Source organism: Burkholderiales bacterium (assembly GCA_023511995.1).
Taxonomy (GTDB): Bacteria; Pseudomonadota; Gammaproteobacteria; order Burkholderiales; family Thiobacteraceae; genus Thiobacter.
Map to the genome: position 1 here is coordinate 1 of JAIMAL010000031.1, position 19,336 is coordinate 19,336.

Annotated in this window: 24 protein-coding genes; 14 read left to right on the forward strand and 10 right to left on the reverse strand. The window is 65.1% G+C overall.

All coding sequences use genetic code 11. From position 1 onward, the window contains the following. Positions 1–74 precede the first annotated feature (74 nt). On the forward strand, positions 75–857 hold the full coding sequence (locus K6T56_12060) for a DUF2235 domain-containing protein (protein ID MCL6557081.1): 783 nt from the start codon (positions 75–77) through the stop codon (positions 855–857). Between the two features lie 185 nt (positions 858–1,042). Beyond that, entirely contained in the window at positions 1,043–1,378 is a 336-nt protein-coding gene (locus K6T56_12065; protein MCL6557082.1) for a hypothetical protein, read from the forward strand. Positions 1,379–1,596: 218 nt separating this feature from the next. Here K6T56_12065 and K6T56_12070 read toward each other — a convergent pair whose 3' ends face one another. Further along, positions 1,597–1,899, reverse strand: a complete 303-nt coding sequence (locus tag K6T56_12070) for a DDE-type integrase/transposase/recombinase (GenBank protein ID MCL6557083.1) — start codon at positions 1,897–1,899, stop codon at positions 1,597–1,599. Positions 1,900–2,237: 338 nt separating this feature from the next. Here K6T56_12070 and K6T56_12075 point away from each other — a divergent pair, with 338 nt between their 5' ends. Further along, positions 2,238–2,432 (forward strand): pilus assembly protein, encoded by a 195-nt coding sequence (locus K6T56_12075; GenBank protein MCL6557084.1) that lies wholly within the window; start codon positions 2,238–2,240, stop codon positions 2,430–2,432. Positions 2,433–2,434: 2 nt separating this feature from the next. On the opposite strand, the gene K6T56_12080 is transcribed toward K6T56_12075, so the two are convergent. Next, positions 2,435–3,196 carry a CsgG/HfaB family protein gene (locus K6T56_12080; GenBank protein ID MCL6557085.1) on the reverse strand — a complete coding sequence of 254 codons (762 nt, stop codon included), beginning with the start codon at positions 3,194–3,196 and terminating at the stop codon, positions 2,435–2,437. Between the two features lie 240 nt (positions 3,197–3,436). Beyond that, complete coding sequence (locus K6T56_12085) at positions 3,437–3,637, reverse strand: DUF2905 domain-containing protein (GenBank protein MCL6557086.1); 201 nt, start codon at positions 3,635–3,637, stop codon at positions 3,437–3,439. A 58-nt stretch (positions 3,638–3,695) separates the two neighbouring features. Here K6T56_12085 and K6T56_12090 point away from each other — a divergent pair, with 58 nt between their 5' ends. Both K6T56_12090 and K6T56_12095 read left to right on the forward strand, forming a co-directional pair. Beyond that, positions 3,696–4,115, forward strand: a complete 420-nt coding sequence (locus tag K6T56_12090; GenBank protein MCL6557087.1) for an archease — start codon at positions 3,696–3,698, stop codon at positions 4,113–4,115. A gap of 42 nt (positions 4,116–4,157) precedes the next feature. Continuing rightward, complete coding sequence (locus K6T56_12095; GenBank protein ID MCL6557088.1) at positions 4,158–5,588, forward strand: RtcB family protein; 1,431 nt, start codon at positions 4,158–4,160, stop codon at positions 5,586–5,588. A 113-nt stretch (positions 5,589–5,701) separates the two neighbouring features. Here K6T56_12095 and ntrC read toward each other — a convergent pair whose 3' ends face one another. From ntrC to glnA, 5 genes are all read right to left on the reverse strand, one after another. Next, positions 5,702–7,117, reverse strand: a complete 1,416-nt coding sequence (gene ntrC, locus K6T56_12100; GenBank protein MCL6557089.1) for a nitrogen regulation protein NR(I) — start codon at positions 7,115–7,117, stop codon at positions 5,702–5,704. A gap of 10 nt (positions 7,118–7,127) precedes the next feature. Then, positions 7,128–8,228 (reverse strand): PAS domain-containing protein, encoded by a 1,101-nt coding sequence (locus K6T56_12105; GenBank protein MCL6557090.1) that lies wholly within the window; start codon positions 8,226–8,228, stop codon positions 7,128–7,130. Between the two features lie 40 nt (positions 8,229–8,268). Then, complete coding sequence (locus K6T56_12110; protein ID MCL6557091.1) at positions 8,269–8,712, reverse strand: DUF4124 domain-containing protein; 444 nt, start codon at positions 8,710–8,712, stop codon at positions 8,269–8,271. Further along, the gene (locus K6T56_12115) at positions 8,709–9,281 is read right to left on the reverse strand and encodes a DUF4124 domain-containing protein (protein ID MCL6557092.1); all 573 of its coding nucleotides are present in this window, start codon (positions 9,279–9,281) and stop codon (positions 8,709–8,711) included. The genes K6T56_12110 and K6T56_12115 overlap by 4 nt, the downstream gene beginning before the upstream one ends. Positions 9,282–9,410: 129 nt before the next feature. Then, entirely contained in the window at positions 9,411–10,820 is a 1,410-nt protein-coding gene (gene glnA / locus K6T56_12120; GenBank protein ID MCL6557093.1) for a glutamate--ammonia ligase, read from the reverse strand. A gap of 484 nt (positions 10,821–11,304) precedes the next feature. Between glnA and K6T56_12125 the strand changes: the two genes are divergently transcribed. From K6T56_12125 to mtgA, 3 genes are read left to right on the forward strand one after another with little or no spacing between them, the layout of a single operon-like run. Then, positions 11,305–11,757: a rhodanese-like domain-containing protein gene (locus K6T56_12125; protein MCL6557094.1), complete on the forward strand. Its 453-nt coding sequence runs from the start codon at positions 11,305–11,307 to the stop codon at positions 11,755–11,757. Between the two features lie 60 nt (positions 11,758–11,817). Next, positions 11,818–12,627 carry a shikimate dehydrogenase gene (gene aroE, locus K6T56_12130; GenBank protein MCL6557095.1) on the forward strand — a complete coding sequence of 270 codons (810 nt, stop codon included), beginning with the start codon at positions 11,818–11,820 and terminating at the stop codon, positions 12,625–12,627. Further along, positions 12,628–13,332 (forward strand): monofunctional biosynthetic peptidoglycan transglycosylase, encoded by a 705-nt coding sequence (gene mtgA, locus K6T56_12135; protein MCL6557096.1) that lies wholly within the window; start codon positions 12,628–12,630, stop codon positions 13,330–13,332. 18 nt (positions 13,333–13,350) lie between these two features. Here mtgA and K6T56_12140 read toward each other — a convergent pair whose 3' ends face one another. Further along, entirely contained in the window at positions 13,351–13,554 is a 204-nt protein-coding gene (locus K6T56_12140; GenBank protein MCL6557097.1) for a hypothetical protein, read from the reverse strand. After that, positions 13,551–14,249, reverse strand: coding sequence for a ComF family protein (locus K6T56_12145; GenBank protein MCL6557098.1), 699 nt, complete (start codon positions 14,247–14,249; stop codon positions 13,551–13,553). Before K6T56_12145 ends, K6T56_12140 begins: the two co-directional genes overlap by 4 nt. A gap of 108 nt (positions 14,250–14,357) precedes the next feature. Between K6T56_12145 and K6T56_12150 the strand changes: the two genes are divergently transcribed. Genes K6T56_12150 through bioD form a run of 6 tightly spaced genes read left to right on the forward strand, consistent with a single transcriptional unit; the run spans position 14,358 to position 19,264 of the window. Beyond that, entirely contained in the window at positions 14,358–14,744 is a 387-nt protein-coding gene (locus K6T56_12150) for a hypothetical protein (GenBank protein ID MCL6557099.1), read from the forward strand. Next, positions 14,737–15,702, forward strand: coding sequence for a biotin synthase BioB (gene bioB / locus K6T56_12155; GenBank protein ID MCL6557100.1), 966 nt, complete (start codon positions 14,737–14,739; stop codon positions 15,700–15,702). Before K6T56_12150 ends, bioB begins: the two co-directional genes overlap by 8 nt. Positions 15,703–15,742: 40 nt before the next feature. Beyond that, positions 15,743–16,903 (forward strand): 8-amino-7-oxononanoate synthase, encoded by a 1,161-nt coding sequence (gene bioF, locus K6T56_12160; protein ID MCL6557101.1) that lies wholly within the window; start codon positions 15,743–15,745, stop codon positions 16,901–16,903. Between the two features lie 39 nt (positions 16,904–16,942). Then, complete coding sequence (gene bioH, locus K6T56_12165) at positions 16,943–17,704, forward strand: pimeloyl-ACP methyl ester esterase BioH (protein MCL6557102.1); 762 nt, start codon at positions 16,943–16,945, stop codon at positions 17,702–17,704. Positions 17,705–17,714: 10 nt separating this feature from the next. Continuing rightward, positions 17,715–18,596 (forward strand): malonyl-ACP O-methyltransferase BioC, encoded by an 882-nt coding sequence (gene bioC / locus K6T56_12170; GenBank protein MCL6557103.1) that lies wholly within the window; start codon positions 17,715–17,717, stop codon positions 18,594–18,596. Next, a complete protein-coding gene (bioD, locus tag K6T56_12175) occupies positions 18,593–19,264 on the forward strand; it encodes a dethiobiotin synthase (GenBank protein ID MCL6557104.1) in 672 nt (223 codons plus the stop codon). Before bioC ends, bioD begins: the two co-directional genes overlap by 4 nt. Positions 19,265–19,336: the final 72 nt, after the last annotated feature.

A 19,336-nucleotide genomic window follows, 5' to 3' on the forward strand; every position in this document is an offset into this window, starting at 1 on the left:
GATGGGGCAAAATGCTCGCACATTCTGACCCACCTACCCGTTAATCAAAATTGCACTTCAAACTTGAATCCGCGATGAACACAACCGCCTTTGACCCAGGGGATGTGGTCAACATCGACATCGTGGGCTTTTCGCGCGGCGCGGCCATGGCTCGGGATTTTGCCAACCGACTTGTCGCCAAGACCGACTCTGCCGGGTACTACCACTACACGAAGGTCATAAACGGCCAGAAGCACTGCCTGAAACAAAAGATCAACTTTCGTTTCATGGGCTTGTGGGAAACGGTCGCCCAGTTCGGCTTGAATGGCCTGGAAAATGGCTTCTGGCAACTGGCGATTCCTGAGGCCTTCCAGCACGTCTACCAAGCCGTGGCGCTGAACGAACATCGTTATCTGTTCCCCTTGGAATCCATCGGGCGGGGCATCCAAAAGGGGTTCATCGGTAGCCACGCCGATATCGGCGGCAGTTATGGCACCGGCGACCTGTCGGACGTGGCGCTCAACTGGATTTACGAGCAGGCAAAGGCAAGCGGCGTCAAGATGCAAGAATGGAAGGAAACAGGCCATGAGGAATGGGGTGTCGTCACTAACCCCGTGCTTCACGACAAAAGCAACGGCATGGAAGATCGCGACGTCTGTCTGCGCGCGAACAACCAGTTTTTTGCAACAAACTGCCAGAAACAGAAAGAGGCCAACGTGGGCGGCATGACCTGGGCGCAAACCAGCATGTTCGTTGACAGCTATCCGAATCCGCAGCTGGATGCGGACGGTGCGTCAAAAATCATCGGCTCCGTCAACATGGAGGAATACGCCAAATGGCTCAAACAGAACTACGGTTTCGACATCGCTTATCAATAATCGCCAGTATCGTGATGATTGCGCTCCTGTCTGGCCTCCTCACGGCCTGCCTGGTCGATGAGGGGCCAGTGGGGATGAGCCTGCTGTTTCAAAGCGCAGGTCGCGAGGTCTTAGTGCAAAAGTTTGACTTCGACGGTCAGCGTGGGCCGGTGCCGGGAGTTGTGAGCGCTCGTAGTCCTGCTCAGATGACTTTCATGCCGGGCGACAGCAAGCGGGGGGTGCCCTCCTATGTCGACGTGGGCTGGTTGATTTGGACGGATGAGTACAAGGCATGGTCCGAGTCAATTAAGAAGAGGCCCGAGGGAGAGCGTTATATCTACACGCCAGAAGGAAGTGCTGAATATGAACGGGAGTGGGCAAAGAACCTGCGCTATGAGCGCCGCATTGATCTCAGGCCCATCATCACCCCGGAGCTCATTGCCAAGGTGCGGGCGGATCGCCGCGGTTCCCTTCTCAAACTCATCATCACCTTCAACAACGACGAGGTGGATATCAAGGCCGAAGTGGAGAAGTGGCGCTGAGCCCTGCCCGCCCAAGAGCAGGAGGGGGTAGCTCCAACTGACCTTCCCTCGGTTTTTCGTCTTCCAAGAGACGGGTCTCATGCTGCCAGATTCTGCTCATGCTGAGTGCTGATCCAGTCTTGCAAGAACTGAATCGGCGACTTGCCCTTGAGCGTGGAGTGGCGGCGTCTCCGGTTGTAAAACACTTCAATGTGATCGAACAGGCCGGCCATCGCGGCCTAGCGCGTGGCGTAGCGCGTACCGTGCACCCGCTCGTTCTTCAGGCTGTTGAAGAAGCGCTCGGTGGGCGCATTGTCCCAGCAATTCCCCTTGCGGGTCATCGAGCAAATCAGGCCGTATTCGGCAAGGCTTGCCTGGAACGCCTGGCTTGCGTACTGGCTGCCCCGCTCCGAGTGGTGGATCAAACCCGCCGCGGGCTTACTGCGGAACCACGCCATGGTCAGGGCATCCATCACAATATCCGCCGTGATCGGCGGCTTGATCGACCAGCCGATCACCTCCCGGTTGAACAGGTCCAGCACCACCGCCAGGTAAGCCAGCCTTCATCCGTCCAGATGTAAGTCAGATCCGCCGTCCCTACCTGATTCGGCGTTTCCGGTGCGAAGTTTCTTTCCAGTAGCTTCGGTGCCACCGGCAGGTCGTGTCTCGAGTTCGTGGTGGCCTTGTAACGTCGCTTGTGCCGCGCCCGGATGCCGTTTTCTCGCACTGCCGTAGGCGCCCTTGAATTCCTTGTGGATGGCGCGGATCAACGCCAGCAGCTACGCATCGGTCAGCCGCTGCCGACCGGAACGGCCGCCACGCTTCCAGGCCAGGTAGCCGCTGATGCTAAAGGTCACGATATCGGCAGCGGGGCGCAAGCCTGGTGGAATTCGTCGTCGTTGGACCCCTGCTCCTCTTTGTGCTGCTGGGGCTTTTGCAGTATGGGCTTCTCTTTCTCGCCAAAAGCCAGCTCAACTACGCCACCTTCGAGGCGGCGCGGGCGGGCACGGTGGCGCAAGCGGCATCAGGACGAGGGGGAAGGGCCCGACAGCCCCGCCCTTCACGGGCGGGGTAGGGTTACTCCTGGACCTTGAGATGGCCGCCGGTACCGAGACCGCCCTTGACCTCCTGGGCGCGGTAGTTACGCACGGCCTTGACGATACCGTTGTAGGCGTCGGTGAAGGCGGCGACGATCACCTTGCCTTCGGCGGTCCTGGCATATCCGCCCGCGGTGCCCCAGGCGCCACTGCCAAAGAGGCCGCCGAGGATGCCCATGTCGATGTTCCGGGCGCTGCCTTCGGCCGCCGCCACCTGAACGCCGGAGCGATTGTCCACCAGCGTGAGCAGCGTGCTGGCTTCCTTGGCCTTCAGATTGCCACCGAGAAAGGAACCCACCGGCCCCAGGATGCCGCCAATGGTGGCGCCAAGCCCGCCGGCATCCTGGTTGCTGAAGGTGATGGATGGGCTCAGCGCGTAATCGGCGGACGCCATCTGGCCGCGCCCGAATTTGGAATTGCTGCGCAGTTCACCGCTTTGCTCCAGTTGGCGCTCCTGCATCATGGAGCCCATGGCGCGTCCCCGCTCGACGACGACGAAGCAGTTGGACTGTTGCACCAGGAGTTTGAGCACCGGCACGGTGGAGCCGAGGCGGTACTGACCGGTGAGGATGCCATACCAGGGCGCGGTGCTGTCTTCCACCACGGCGACGGTGCCCAGGGGACGGTCGCATTTTTCCAGCTGGGAGTTGGCGTTTTGTGCGTTGGCCCCGCCCACGGAGCCGGTGGCGGTGGTCTTCGCTTCCTGCGCGCCCATCTGCATCTGGGCGCAGCCGGCGGTCATGAAGGCCGCACAAAGCAACGCGGAACCGGGGAGCCATTTGACGAGGGGACGGAAAATCATGCTTCTCTCCTTATTGCAAATCGGATGTGGCCGGGCCATGCCCGCGACATTGTAGCACAAAATGGCGCAGGCATACCCCAACGTCATGGGCGGCCTCTGGGGCCATGCGGGGCGCCAGGTAGGGTGAGGGGGCTGCCGGCCTGCAGCCGTGCCATCAGGGGCGTTGGGACGAGGCGGGCATCACCGCCTGAAAAGCCAGAGGATCAGGGTGAGCAGCAGGGAGACAAGCAGGCTCGAGGTCAGGGGAAAATAGAAGGTGAAATTCCTGCGCTCGATGCGGATGTCGCCCGGCAGACTGCCTAGGCCCAGCTTGGAGATGAGGGGCCAGGCCAGTCCCAGGACGATGAGCAGAACGCCGAGGGTGATGAGCCACTTCGCCATGGATGGGCTAAGCTGCAGGATGGAGTGCACTGATTATAAGCGCATGGCTGAAAACCGGGTGAAGGCCCACTGGGAACATTTCCGCCACGGGGCGGACATCGGGGTGCGGGGCATCGGCCCCAGCCTGGAAGCGGCTTTTGAGCAGGCGGCGCTCGCGCTGACTGCGGTGATCTGCGAGCCGGAACGGGTGCGGCCAGAACAGCCGGTGGAAGTGCGCTGTTCTGCGCCGGATGCGGAATTCCTCCTGGTGGACTGGCTCAACGCCATCATCTATGAGATGGCCACGCGCCACATGCTGTTTTCACGCTTTTCCGTGCACATTACGGATTTGACCCTTGCCGCCACCCTCTGGGGCGAGCCGGTGGAGGTGGCCCGGCATCAGCCGGCGGTGGAGATCAAAGGCGCCACTTATACTGAGCTCAAGGTTTTCCGCGCCGCTGATGGTGCCTGGGTGGCGCAGTGCGTGGTGGATGTGTGAAGACCGCGCGGGGAAAACCCGCGCCGATGAAGGAGTGTCACCATGGACCTCTCGCGTTTCAAAAGAGTATCGGACTACGAATGGCGGGTCGAGCCTTTCGGCAAGATGCGGGTGCCCGCCATCATCTATGCCAGCGAGGCGCTGATGCGGGAAATGGACGAGAAGGTGTTCGAGCAGGTGACCAATGTGGCCACACTGCCGGGCATCGTCAAGGCCGCCTATGCCATGCCGGATGCCCACTGGGGCTATGGTTTCCCCATCGGTGGCGTGGCGGCGTTCGATCCCGAGCAGGGTGGGGTGGTTTCCGCCGGTGGGGTGGGCTTCGACATCTCCTGTGGTGTGCGCACCCTCACCACGGGGCTGACCGTGGCCGATGTGGAGCCGGTGAAGAAACAACTCGCGGACCTTCTCTTTGCGCGTATTCCCGCCGGCGTGGGTTCCACCGGCAGCCTTCACCTCAGCATGGAGGAAATGGATGCGATGCTGAAGGGCGGCGCGCAATGGGCGGTGAAGCGGGGCTATGGCACCGAGGCCGACCTGGAGCGCATCGAGGAGCGGGGCTCTATGAAGGGAGCGGAGCCGGGGGAAGTCTCCGCCCAGGCGAAAAAGCGGCAGAAGGACGAGGTGGGCACGCTGGGCTCGGGCAACCATTACCTCGAGGTGCAGAAGGTGGCCGAGATTTATCAGCCCACCATCGCCGCCGCCTATGGCCTGAAGGAAGGCGATGTGGTGGTGTCCATCCATTGCGGTTCGCGCGGGCTCGGGCATCAGATCGGCACCGAATTTCTGCGCAGCATGGCGCTGGCGGCGAAGGAGTACGGCATCGACCTGCCCGACCGGGAACTCGCCTGCGCGCCCATCAACTCCGACATCGGGCGTCGTTACCTGGGCGCAATGCGCGCCGCCATCAATTGTGCGCTGGCCAACCGGCAGGTGATCACCCATCTCGCCCGCGAAGCCTTCGCCGAGCTCTTTCCCGGCGCGCGGCTCGAACTCCTCTACGATGTTTCCCACAACACCTGCAAGGAGGAAGTGCACGAGGTCGAGGGACGCCCGCGCCGGCTTTTCGTTCACCGCAAGGGGGCGACGCGCGCCTTTGGTCCCGGCCGGCCGGATCTGCCGGCGGTGTTCCGCGACGTGGGCCAGCCGGTGTTGATCGGTGGCTCCATGGGCACGGCGTCCTACGTGCTCGCCGGCCGCGAGGAGAGCGAAGCCCACGCCTGGGGTTCCGCCTGCCATGGCGCCGGCCGTTCCATGAGCCGGGTTCAGGCCACCAAACGCTGGAGTGGTCGGCAGATCATCGATGCCCTCGCCGCCCGCGGCATCGAGATTCGCAGTCCGTCCCTGCGCGGCGTGGCGGAGGAGGCGCCCGAGGCCTACAAGGACGTGTCGGCAGTGGTGGAGGCCGCGGATCGGGCGGGGCTTGCGCACAAGGTGGCCAAGCTCGTGCCCCTGGTGTGCATCAAAGGGTAGCCGCGCCGACGCCCATCGCGGCGAGCTGCGGGCCGGGAGAGGACATCCCCCGGCGTGGCTTGGCCGGTTTCCCGCTGAAACGGGCCCGTGTTCGTGCCCGCGCGGGGGGATCGTCAGCCGGCCTCCTTTTCCTCGTGACGGTCGTCGAGGCCCAGCTCCTGCAGCTTGCGGGTGAGCGTGTTGCGGCCGATGCCCAGAAGCTGGGCGGCCTCGATGCGTCGGCCGCCGGTATGGTGCAGGGCGGTCAGAAGACAAGCTTTCTCGAAGCGCGCCACCAGGTCGTCCATGATGCCCGTCTCCCCACGCGCAAGGCGCACCGTCACTTCCGTCTCCAGGGCGGCGACCCAGTCGGGGCCCTTCTCCTGGGGTTCCTCACGCAGCTCCGGTGGCAGGTCCGCCACTTCGATGTTCTGGCCCGGCGCCATCACCGTCAGCCAATGGCAGACGTTTTCCAGTTGCCGCACGTTGCCGGTCCACTCCAGGGATTGCAGATACTTGAGGGCGGCTTCCGAAATCTTCTTCGGTTCCACGCCCAGCTCGCGGGCGCTCTTTGTGAGGAAATGGCGCACCAGGAGCGGGATGTCCTCGCGCCGCTCCCTCAGCGGCGGCAGCCGCAGGCGGATGACGTTCAAACGGTGGAAGAGGTCTTCGCGGAAGAGCCCCTGGCGCACGCGCTCTTCCAGGTTCTGGTGGGTGGCGGCGATCACCCGCACGTTCACCTTGATCGGCTGGTGGCCGCCCACGCGGTAGAACTGGCCATCGGCGAGCACCCGCAGCAGACGGGTCTGCAGTTCGGCGGGCATGTCGCCGATTTCGTCCAGAAACAGGGTGCCGCCGTCCGCTTGTTCGAAACGCCCCCGGCGCATGGTCTGCGCCCCGGTGAAGGCGCCCCGTTCATGCCCGAACAGCTCGCTTTCCAGGAGGTCTTTCGGGATCGCCGCCATGTTGAGGGCGATGAAGGGTTTGTCGCGGCGCGGGCTGTGGCGGTGGAGGGCGCGCGCCACCAGTTCTTTGCCGGTGCCCGATTCGCCGGTGATGAGCACCGTGGCGTGGGAGAGGGCCAGGCGGCCGATGGCACGGAAGACTTCCTGCATGGCGGGCGCCTGGCCGAGGATTTCGGGGCTCGCCTCCTCGCCGGCGCTGGCGTGATCCCCATTGCGGGATTCCTGCAGCGCGCGGCGGATCAGATCCACCGCCTGGTCCACGTCGAAGGGCTTGGGCAGGTATTCGAAGGCGCCACCCTGGAAGGCGGCCACCGCGCTGTCCAGGTCGGAATAGGCGGTCATGATGATCACCGGCAGGTTCGGGTGCCGCGCCTTGATCTCCCGCAAAAAATCCAGGCCGGAGCCGCCCGGCATGCGGATGTCGGTGATCACCACCTGGGGCGTGGCGTGTTCCAGGGCGGCCAGGGCCCGATCGGCGCTGTCGAAGGACTGGTGGTCGATGTGCTCCCGGGCGAGGGCTTTTTCCAGCACCCAACGAATGGAGCGGTCATCGTCGATGATCCAAACGGCGTTGGCGGCTTTCATGTCAGTGACCCTATTCCGGCTGAAGGTAGGGGAGGAGCACCGTAAAGCAGGTGCGGCCCGGGCGGCTCTCACAGTCGATGATGCCCTGGTGCTGGGCGACGAAGGTCTGGGCAATGGTGAGGCCCAGTCCTGAGCCCTCCGGCTTGGTGGTCACCAGGGGATAGAAGATTTTCTCCCGGATGTCGTCGGCAATGCCCGGTCCGTTGTCGATGATCTGCAATTCCACCGCCAGGCGAAAGGCGCGCTTGCCGATGTTGATGCGCCGCGCCACCCGCGTGCGGAAGACGATCTCGCCCTGCTGACCCACGGCCTGCAGGGCCTGCGCCGCGTTGCGCGCGATGTTGAGCACCACTTGGATGAGCTGCTCGGGATCGGCATAAAGCTCCGGCAGGCTGAGATCGTAATCCCGTTTGATGACCAGCCCCGCCGGCTGTTCCGCAAGTAGGATGCTGCGCACTCGCTCCAGCACTTCATGGATGTTCACGGAGGTGAAACGGGGCGCCCGGTTCGAGGCGAGCATGCGGTCGAGGAGGGATTGCAGGCGATCCGCCTCCTTGATGATGACCTGGGTGTATTCCCGCAGCCCGGCCTTGGGCAGTTCATGCTCCAGAAGCTGTGCCGCACCGCGGATGCCCCCCAGGGGATTGCGGATTTCATGGGCCAGATTGCGCAAAAGCTCGCGGTTGAATTCCTGTTGCCGGTAGAGGCGTTCCTCCCGCGCAATCTTCAGGTGCTTGTCCAGGGGCTGGAACTCCAGAAGCAGCGCCTGCTCCGGCTGGGGCAGGGGGGTGAGGGTGCAGTTCAAGCGGTAATGATGGGCGAGGGTGGCAAGGGTGAGATCGTGCTCCGTGTAGCTCGCGCCCTCGGTGAGGGCTGTCTGCATCGCGGAGATGAGGCCTCCGGTTTCCACGAAGATCTGCGTCAAGGGTTGCCCGCGGATGGTGCGCAGACTGAATTCGAAGAGGTTCTCCGCCGCCGGGTTGACGTAGCGGATGCGCAAAGCCTCATCCAGCACCATCACAGCGGTGGCGAGGTGTTCCAGGCCGACGGGGGCGGGGGGCGTCATCGGGGCAACCATCCTGTGGGAATCGGCTAGCAACAATCGGGCCATCGCCGGCCCCCCTGGTTCCCGCCGGCCGGCCCTAAAGCCCTCAGCGGATCAGGGCGAGTTCCTTGCGCAGGGCGGCGATGTTGCGTTCGTGCAGGGCCACCGTTTCCTTTAGCCGCCGGATGCGTTCCTGGTATTTCTGGGGATTGGCCGCCTCTTCCGGCAGACGGGTGGCCTCGCCTTCCTGCAGGGCTTTGCGCGCCTCGGCAAGGGCGCGCTGTTCGTTGGCGAGTTCGTCCTCGAGAATCTGGCGCCGTAGGTCGTCGCGTTTTTTCTGGGTCTGATTGTCGACCTTGGGGAAATTGCCCGGGCCGGCGTTGACGCGGGAGCGTGGCGGTTCGGCGGTGCCGATGTCCAGCTTGATGGCGCCCTTGCGGGGGATGTTGGTGTAGGTGACCCGCCCGTTTTCATCGACGAACTTGTAGATCTCTCCCTGGGCCGGCAGGCTCGCTGCAAGGACCAGGGGCAGGAGCAGGCATCTCTTCATCGTGGGCCGGAACTCCGGGGTCCGGGGCTTAGGGTCTGGCCGCGGCCTTCCAGGTCGGCGAGCTGGGCCTTGAGCTGGTCCAGCTCCTTCTGTCGGCGATCCACTTCCTCCTGCAGGCGTTTCATTTTTTCCTCATAGGCGGCCACGTTGCGTCCCCGCGTGCCATTGGGCCGGACGAAGACCTCCGGCTTGTCCGCCTCCTCCTGATAGGTGCGCTTGGCCTCCGCCAGCGCCTTTTCCGCCTCGGCGATGCGCTGCCGCAGGGCCTCCCGTTGGCTTTCCCGCTCATCGGTGCTGGGGCGTGGGGGACGGGGCTCCAGTTTGGGGGCGGGCACGGTGGAGATTTCCGGCAGCTCCACCTTCTGCCCGCCCTTGATGGGCTTGTTGGAGTAGGTCACATGGCCTCTTTCATCCACGTACTTGTAAATCTCCCCTTTCGCCGGGGCCATGGCCAACAGGCTCAGGCCCAGCAGGCCGCTCACCAGGCGAATGATGGTGCCGGCGCGCTGAAAGCCCGGGGAGGGGAGGGGAGGAAACGCTTCGCGTTGTTCCACGTCAAGGGGACCCATGGCGTTCTCCGCAAACTGGCAAGCCGATCCAGTGTATGACAGGCGGGTGGCCTTGGCAACGCGGCAAAGCAGGGGCGAAGAAAAAAGGGCGGGGACCCCCCGCCCTTGATTCCGTGTGCCCTCAGGTGTTCACAGGGAATAGTACATGTCGAACTCGATGGGATGGGTGGTCATGCGCAGGCGGGTGACGTCTTCCATCTTGAGTTCGATGTAGGCATCGATGAAGTCGTTGCTGAAGACGCCGCCGCGGGTGAGGAACTCGCGGTCGCGATCCAGCGCCTCCAGCGCCATGTCCAGGCTGTGGCAGACCTTGGGGATGCGCGCCTCTTCTTCGGGCGGCAGGTCGTAGAGGTTTTTGTCCGCCGGGTCGCCCGGGTGAATCTTGTTCTGGATGCCATCGAGGCCGGCCATCAGCATGGCGGCGAAGGCGAGATAGGGGTTCGCCGTGGGATCGGGGAAACGCACCTCGATACGCCGCGCCTTGGGGCTTGCCGTATGGGGGATGCGGATGGAGGCGGAGCGGTTCCTTGCCGAATAGGCCAGCATCACCGGCGCCTCGAACCCCGGCACCAGGCGCTTGTAGGAGTTGGTGGAGGGGTTGGTGATGGCATTCAGTGCGCGGGCATGCTTGATGATGCCGCCGATGTAGTAGAGCGCCGTCTCCGACAGGCCGGCATAGCCGTTGCCGGCGAAGAGATTCTGCCCGTCCTTCCACACCGACTGGTGCACGTGCATGCCGGAGCCGTTGTCGCCGACGATGGGCTTGGGCATGAAGGTCGCCGTCTTGCCGTACTGGTGGGCGACGTTGTGCACCACGTATTTGAGGATCTGCGTCCAGTCCGCCCGTTTGACCAGGGTGTTGAAGCGGGTGCCGATCTCGCATTGTCCGGCGGTGGCCACTTCGTGATGGTGCACTTCCACGGGCACGCCCATTTCCTCCAGGGCAAGGCACATGGCGGAACGGATATCCTGCAGGGAATCCACCGGCGGCACCGGGAAATAGCCGCCTTTCACTCTCGGCCGGTGGCCGATGTTGCCCGCCTCGGTTTGCTCACCGGAGGACCAGGCGGCCTCTTCGGACTGGATTTTCACCGCGGAGCCCGACATGTCGTCATGCCAGGTCACCGAATCGAAAATGAAAAACTCGGGTTCGGGGCCGAAATAGGCGGCATCGCCGATGCCGGTGGACTTGAGGTAGGCCTCGGCCCGCTTGGCGATGGAGCGGGGATCGCGGTCATAGCCCTTCATGTCCGAGGGTTCGATGACGTCACAGGTGAGAATCAGCGTCGGCTCCTCCATGAAGGGGTCCATTCTGGCCGTGTCCGGGTCCGGCATGAGGATCATGTCGGAGGCCTGGATGCCCTTCCAGCCGGCGATGGAGGAACCATCGAAGGGATGCCCGGCCTCGAACTTTTCCTCGCTGAAGGCGGAGACGGGCACGGAGACGTGCTGTTCCTTGCCCCGCGTATCGGTGAAGCGGAAGTCAACGAAGCGCACTTCGTTGTCCTTGATCATTTTCATGACATCGGCGACCGCCATGGGTTTCTCCTCAGGTCAAAGTGGGTTGGAATAGGGGCGTTTTGCTCCGGTGTGGGGCAAAAGCAGGAATTGTGCCAAGGAAACCTGCAAAAAACATGCATTCTGCCACAGTTTTCCCGCAGCAGGGTCGAGAGCAAGCCCTTTTTTGCCTCAGCAGGGGAGGGGTCGCTCAAAGACCCCGGGCACGTTCAAGGCGCCCCCTGGAATGCCTGAGCCGGTATGCACCGGAATAGTGCAAAAACCCTGGGAGATGCGCCAAAATGGGGCACGCATCGATAAGGGGCTGCTCGACGGGGAAAACGCGGATTGTGGCTATACTCCAAACTCAGCGCCAAAAAACGATCATGGCGCCGGTCGCCCCGAATTGGGAAAGGGCTTCGCTCTGACCGTTGCCCAAACTTCCCCTCCCGCAAAGGGGTGGCTTGAGGCCGGGTGAGGGGAGGGGGATCAGGAAACGTTTCGCATTGTTGCAGGTCAAGAAGCCATGACGAGCTTGAGCGAAATCCTGGCCCGGGCGCAGGAGCGGGCGCGGCTTGCCCACCTGCCCTACGAGGGGGCGCTCACCCCCGTCGAGGCGTGGCAGGTGCTGCGCCAGGCGCCCCATGCCCGTCTGGTGGATGTCCGTTCCCGTGCGGAGTGGGACCTGGTGGGCACCATTCCCGGGGCGGTGCAGATCGAGTGGCAGACTTATCCCGGTTGGCAGGCCAATCCCTATTTCCTGGAACAGCTCCGGCAAGCCGTGGACCGGGAATCCCTGGTGATGTTCATCTGCCGCAGCGGCAGCCGCTCCCACCGCGCCGCCGAGGCGGCCACCCGTGCCGGCTGGCTGGACTGCTACAACGTCCTCGAGGGTTTCGAGGGCGATCGCGACAAAATCACCCAGCAGCGCACCGTCAACGGTTGGAAAAAGGCCGGGCTGCCCTGGGTGCAGAGCTAAGGCCCACAAAGGGCGGGCGCCCGGCTAGAATGCGGCCCTCGTCATTGCGCCAACCGGACCATGCCCGACCGTTACGCCGTTTTCGGTAACCCCATTGCCCATAGCAAGTCGCCTGTCATCCACGCCGCTTTCGCCCGGCAGACGGGGCAGGACATCGTCTATGAGGCGCGCCTTGCGCCCCTCGATGGTTTCGTCGCCGCGGTGGAGGCCTTCCGCGCGGAGGGGGGCAAGGGGGCGAACGTCACCGTGCCCTTCAAGGTGGAGGCCTTCCACTACGCGACGGAACACACGGAACGGGCGCGGCTCGCGCAAGCCGTCAACACCCTCAAGTTCGATGACGGTCGGGTGCTGGGGGACAACACCGATGGCGTGGGTCTGGTGCGGGACATCACGGTAAATCTGGCGCAACCCGTGCGGGGCAGGCGCGTGCTGCTCCTGGGCGCGGGGGGCGCGGCGCGGGGGGTGCTCCTGCCCCTTTTGCGGGAGGAGCCGGCGGGACTTTTCATCGCCAACCGCACCATGGACAAGGCCGTGGAGCTTGCGCGGCAGTTTTCCCCCTTCGGGCCCGTCGAAGGGGGCGGCTACGATGCCCTATCCGGCCGGATTTTCGATGTGGTCATCAACGCGACCTCCGCGGGCTTGAGCGATGCGCTGCCGCCGTTGCCGGAAACGGTGTTTGCGCTTGATGCCCTCGCCTACGAGATGATGTACGGGAAAACGACCCCCTTCATGGCCTTTGCCAAGGCAAGGGGCGCGCGGGTGGCGGATGGTCTGGGCATGCTCGTCGAGCAGGCGGCGGAGTCGTTCTTCTGGTGGCGCGGCGTGCGTCCGCAGACGGCGCCGGTCATCGCTTCCCTGCGCCAGGAGTAGATGGGACGCCTGCTCCTTCGCTGGCTGTGGCGTGCACTGCTGGCCCTCCTTGCGGGGGTGGCCCTGCTGCAGCTCTGGTTCTTCCTCCATGTGTGGTGGTACGTGGATCACAACCCGGCCACCACGGCCTTCATGGAGCGGCGGCTTGCCGAGCTGCAGGCCCGGATGGGCGAGGATGCGGCGCTCAAACACAAGTGGGTGCCCTATGACCAGGTCTCCATCCATCTCAAGCGGGCGCTGATTGCCGCCGAGGATGCGAAGTTTCCCGAGCACGAGGGTTTCGACTTCGAGGGCATCGAAAAGGCTTTAGAGAAAAACGAAAAGAAAGGGCGCGTGGTGGCGGGCGGCTCCACCATCTCCCAGCAGTTGGCGAAAAACCTTTTCCTTTCCGGCAGCCGCTCCTACCTGCGCAAGGCTCAGGAGGCGGTGATCACGCTGATGCTGGAGCGCATGATGACCAAACGCCGCATCCTGGAGATCTACCTCAACGTGATCGAATGGGGGGAGGGGGTGTATGGCGCCGAGGCCGCCGCCCGCCATTACTTCGGCACGACCGCGGCGCGGCTTACCCCGGCGCAGGCGGCTCGGCTTGCCGCCATGGTGCCGCGGCCCCGCTATTTCGAGAAGCACCCCAACTCCCGCTTTCTCGCCCGCCAGGCGGCGCGCATCGAGGCACGCATGAAACTGGTGTCAGTGCCCCGCTGAGAGCGGCTTCCCTGGGCTCTACTGCCCCCGGTCGTAGACCGCCATGATGGCTTGAAGCTCCGCGCGTACCGCTTGCCGCTCCGTTTCGCTGAGTCCGGCCATCTCCGCCACCGGTGAACCCCGGGCGAGGGCGGCAAGGATTTCCCGCACCCGCGCGCAGCCCAGCTCGCAGATGCGGTTGACCGCCTCCTCCACCCGTTGGGGATCGAGGGTGCCGTTCATTTCCCGGGCAGCGCCCGTGCCACCACCCAGAGGCTCACCTCGGCCGCGCCCGCCCGCTTGAGCGCTTTCGCCGCCTCGCTCAGGGTGGCGCCGCTTGTCATCACATCATCCACCACCGCCACGTGCAGGCCGGCGAGACTGCTCAGGCAGGCAAACGCACCGCGCACGTTGCGGCTCCGTTCCGCTGCGGAAAGCCGTGCCTGGGGCGCCGTGTCCCGCACCCGCACCAGGGTTTCCAGGTCCAGGCGCACGTCCAGCCGGCGGGCCAGGGGGCGGGCAATTTCCCCCGCCTGATTGAAGCCCCGCTGCCGCAGCCGGGCGGGCGACAGGGGCAGGGGCAGGATCACGTCCGGCCGCGGGGCATGGGCGACGGCGCGGGCGAGGAGGTCCGCCAACACCGGCGCCAGCATGAGCTCACCCCGGTACTTGAGAGCCTGGATGAGCTCATCGGCGGGAAATTCATAGCGCAGGGCGGCAATGCAGCGGTCATAGGGGGGCGGGTCCTGCAGGCAGGCGCCGCAGACCCGTCCTTCCCCCGGGCCGGCGCAGACGGGGCAGCTTGCCCCGTTGACGGGCAGATCGCCGCGACAGCCTGGACAGAGGCGCCCGTCCCCGCTCGCCCCGCCACAGAGCACGCATTCCCTTTGCACAAATGTTGTGCAACCGTTCACGAAGGCGCGCGCCCAATTTGACATCGGTCTGGAAATCATCGAATATCCGCCCGTTTCAGGGGCGCCCTTGGCCGGCGCCCATTGGGAGAATTGTAGGCCCGTCCCGGGGGGCTCCGCCACAGGCAGTCCGCGATGAAGATCAAAAAAGCCATCAGCGCCGAGCAATGCCGCCTCGCGGCCCAGTTGTTCAACCTGGCCACCATCGTCGCCGTGGTCGTCCCGATTTTGCTCATGCTCTGGGTGGGGGCCTCGATGTTCGTCTATGCCCAAAACGCCCACCACCCGGACGAACGGGTGGCCCGCTACACCCGGCGGGCGGGGTTTCGCTTCTACGGCGTGGCGGGGGCAATGGTCATCTTCGGTCAACCCATCGTGAGCTGGTTGGGGGGGCTTGCCGGGCTTGCCACCATCTGGGGGATTTTTGCCGTGACCCTGATCCCGCCCGCGGTCTGGGACATTCTGCAGGCACGCCGGGAGGAATGGCGTGACATCGTCGTGGAGGTGGCCATCAATGAATGACATCAGTGAGCCCGTGCGCGAAAGCGTCACCGTCGAGGAACTGGAGGCCCTGTTCGCCCTGCCTTTCGCCGATCTGCTCTATCGGGCGCAGAGTGTGCACCGGGCCCATTTCGACCCCAACGTGGTGCAGCTTTCCACGCTGCTTTCCATCAAGACCGGGGGCTGTCCCGAGGACTGCGCCTATTGTCCCCAGTCCGTGCGCCATGCCACGGCGGTGGTCAATGAGCCCCTGCTCGACCTCGAGGCGGTGCTCGCCGCGGCGCGCGCAGCCAAGGCCAACGGCGCCACCCGCTTCTGCATGGGGGCGGCCTGGCGCGGCCCCAAGGACCGGGACCTCGAGCCGGTGCTGGAAATGGTGCGGGAGGTGAAGGCGCTGGGTCTGGAGACGTGTCTGACCGCCGGCATGCTGCGTGAGGGACAGGCGGAAAAACTTCGGGAGGCGGGGCTCGACTACTACAACCACAACCTCGACACCGCGCCGGAATTCTATGGCCGCATCATCAGCACCCGCGACTACCAGGATCGGCTCGACACCCTGGAGCGGGTGCGGCGAGCGGGACTGAAGGTGTGTTCCGGCGGCATCGTCGGCATGGGGGAATCGCGGCGGGAACGCGCAGGCCTCATCGCCCAACTGGCGAACCTCGAGCCGCAGCCGGAGTCGGTGCCCATCAACCTTCTGGTCCAGGTGGAAGGCACGCCTCTTTATGGCACCGAACCCCTCGATCCCCTGGAATTCGTGCGCACCATCGCGGTGACCCGCATTGCCCTGCCCAAAAGTTACGTGCGGCTTTCTGCGGGCCGGCAGCAGATGTCGGAGGCCGTCCAGGCCCTGTGTTTCCTCGCCGGGGCGAATTCCATCTTCTACGGCGACAAGCTCCTCACCACGGGCAACCCGGAGGTGGAGCGGGACCGGGCGCTCCTCGCCAAGCTGGGCATGCGTCCCCTGGCGCAGGCCTAGGCCGACGTTCCAGGGCTTTCGTCAGAGGCAGGTTCCGGCGATGGTCTTTTCCGCCCTCACCGATGCGCTGCGGGAACTTGAGGCGGAGGGGCTTCTGCGGGAGCGCCGCATCCTGGAAAGCGCGCAGGGGGTGCGGGTGCGGGTCGATGGGCGGGAGTACCTCGCCTTCGGCAGCAACGATTATCTGGGGCTTGCCTCCCATCCCGCCCTCATCGATGCCGCCTGCCGGGGGGCGGCGCAATATGGCGTAGGGGCGGGCGCTTCCCATCTCATCGTGGGCCATTCGCAAGCCCACCACCGGCTGGAGCAGGAACTCGCCGCCTTCGTCGGTCTGCCCCGGGCTCTGCTCTTTTCCACCGGCTACATGGCCAATCTGGGCGTGCTCACCGCCCTTCTGGGGCGGGATGACGTGGTCATCGCCGACAAGCTCAATCACGCTTCCCTCAACGATGCCTCGCTATTGTCCCGTGCCCGCTTCCTGCGCTTCAGCCACCTGGACCTCGCCCAGTTGGAACGCACCCTCGCCGCCGTGCGGGGCCGACGCAAGCTGGTGGTGACGGATGCGGTGTTCAGCATGGATGGCGACATTGCTCCGGTCCCCGAGCTGCTCGACCTGTGCGAACGCCATGATGCCTGGCTCATGCTGGATGATGCCCACGGTTTTGGTGTGCTGGGGGCGCAGGGCAGGGGGGTGCTGGAGCATTTCCAGCTTTCTTCGCCGCGCATCATCTACATGGCCACCCTGGGTAAGGCAGCGGGTGTGTTCGGTGCCTTCGTCGCTGCCGAGGAAAGCGTGGTGCAGACGCTGCTCCAGCGGGCACGCACCTACATCTACACCACGGCGCTGCCGCCCCTTTTGGCCTGTGCCTTGATGGCGAGCCTGCATCTCTTCCGCGAGGAGGGCTGGCGCCGGGGCAAGCTCCAAAGCCTGATTCACGAGCTAAAAAACGGCCTCAGGACCGAGCGCTGGAAACTGCGGCCCTCCAGTACGCCCATCCAGCCCCTCCTCGTCGGTGACAACCGGGAGACCGTCTGGCTCGCCGAGACCCTGCGCCGGGAGGGCATCCTCGTGCCCGCCATCCGTCCCCCCACCGTGCCCAAGGGCCAGGCGCGGCTGCGCATCTCCCTTTCCGCGGCCCACAGCCACGAGGACGTGCGCCTGTTGTGCGAGGCTTTGCATGAGGCGGAGAAGAAGCTGTGAGGGTCGATTCCCACGCTCCCGGTGGCGAGGAGGTTTTCCGTGCTGGCTATGGAGCAATGGGGCGAGGGCCCCGATCTCGTCTTAATTCACGGCTGGGGGCTCAATGGCGCCATCTGGAGTGACTTCGCCGCACCCCTTGCCCGCCGCTTCCGCGTGCACCTCGTGGACTTGCCGGGCCATGGCGCAAGCCCCCTGGTGGAACCCTACACCTTGGAGGGGCTGGTCTCCGCCTGCGCGCAGAGCCTGCCGCCCCGGGTGCACCTGTGTGGCTGGTCGCTGGGGGCGCAGGTCGCCCTGCGCTATGCCCTTCGTTATCCACAGCGGGTGGATCGTCTGGTGCTCATCTCCGCCACGCCCCGTTTCGTCAAGGGCAGCGACTGGGAGCATGGTGTGGATCCGGCGACGCTGGAAGCCTTCGCGGCGGAACTTACGCGGGATTATCACGCCACCTTACGCCGTTTCCTTGCCCTGCAGGCGCGGGGCGGGGAGGAGGCGCGGCAGGTGATCAAAAGCCTTTCCCGCCGCCTCTTCGCGCGGGGGGCACCGCAGCTCGCCGCCTTAAAGGGTGGGCTTGCCATCCTGCGCGAAACGGACCTGCGGGGGGAAGTGGCGGGGCTCGTTTCCCCCACCCTGGTCATCCACGGGGAACGGGATACCCTGACCCTCCCGGCGGCGGGCCGGTGGCTTGCCGGGCGACTGCCCCAGGGGCGGTGGCGGGCCATCCCGGGCGCGGCCCATGCGCCTTTCCTTTCCCATGGGCAAGGGGTACAGCTCACCATGGAGGCGTTCCTCGGTGAATGAGGAGTCCCCAATGCAGGTGGACAAGCGGCTTCTCCGCCGCTCCTTTGAGCGTGCCGCGGCCACCTATGACCAGGCGGCGGTGCTGCAGCGGGAGGTGGCCCAGCGCATGTTCGAGCGCCTCGATTACGTCAGGCTTGCCCCCCGCCGCATCCTCGATGCCGGGGCGGGAACCGGTTTCGGCACGCGGCTTCTGGCGCGGCGCTACCCGCGGGCCGAGCTCGTCGCCCTCGATCTTGCCTGGGCCATGCTGCACACCGCCCGGGCGGCGCGTCCCTGGTGGATGCGCCTGCCCAAAGTGGGCACCCGCGTGGATTATGTGTGTGGCGATCTGGAACGGTTGCCGCTGGCGCCCTCCAGCGTCGATCTCGTCTGGTCCAACCTGACCCTGCAATGGTGCAACGCGCCGCAGGGAGTCTTCCGGGAAGTGTACCGGGTGCTGGCTCCCGGCGGCCTTTTCATGTTCAGCACCTTTGGCCCCGACACCCTGAAGGAGCTGCGCCAGGCGTTTGCGGGCATCGATGGTTACACGCATGTCAACCGCTTCCTGGACATGCACGATCTGGGGGACATGCTCGTCTACGCCGGCTTCGCCGGCCCGGTGATGGACATGGAAATCGTCACCCGCAGCGCGGAAGACCTGCGGGAACTTCTGATGGAGCTCAAGGCCTTGGGCGCCCACAACGTGACCGTCGGCCGTAACCATGGCCTCATGGGCAGAAAACGCTGGCAGGCGATGGTGGCCGCCTACGAGGCCCTGCGCCGCGATGGGCGCCTGCCGGCGACCTTTGAGGTGGTCTATGGCCATGCCTGGGTGGGCGAACCCAAGCGCCGGGAGGACGGCCGTCAGGTGATCGAGCTGAAGATCGCCCAACGACGGGCGGGGTTGCGGTGAAGGCGGCGTGGTTTGTCACTGGCACGGATACCGGGGTGGGCAAGACCCTGGTGGCGGCGGCCCTGCTGGCAGCCAGCGTCCGCCAGGGTTGGCGCGCGGTGGGCATGAAGCCGGTGGCGGCGGGCGGTGAGCCGGCCCCGGGGGGCTTGCGCTTTGGGGACGTGGAAACCCTGATTGAGGCCGGCAATGTGGCGGCGCCCCGGGATTGGGTCAACCCCTACGCCTTGGCCGAACCCATCGCGCCCCACATCGCCGCCCGCCACGCAGGCGTCAAGTTGGACCTTGCCCACATGGCCCGCTGTTTCCGGCAACTGGCGGCCCTGGCCGATGTGGTGGTGGTGGAAGGCGCGGGGGGCTTCCTCGTGCCGCTGGATGAGGAAACGACCCTCGCCGATCTCGCCTTGCGCCTTGAACTGCCGGTGGTGCTGGTGGTGGGCATGCGGCTGGGCTGCCTCAACCATGCGCTCCTCACCGTAGAGGCCATCGCCCGGCGCGGCCTTGTGCTCGCCGGCTGGGTGGCCAACCGGATCGACCGGGAGATGGCGGCTTTTCCCGAGAACCTCGCCACCCTCAAGCAGCGCATCCCCGCGCCCCTGCTGGGGGTCATTCCCTTCTTTCCCCAGGCGCCCGATTTCGCCACCCTGCCCCTGCGCCTGCCCTCTCTTTAACCCAGATTTGTCATTAGGCCGGCCTGTGCCTTCGATTGGCGCTTTGGTGAGTCGAATCGCATCTGCGTTGCT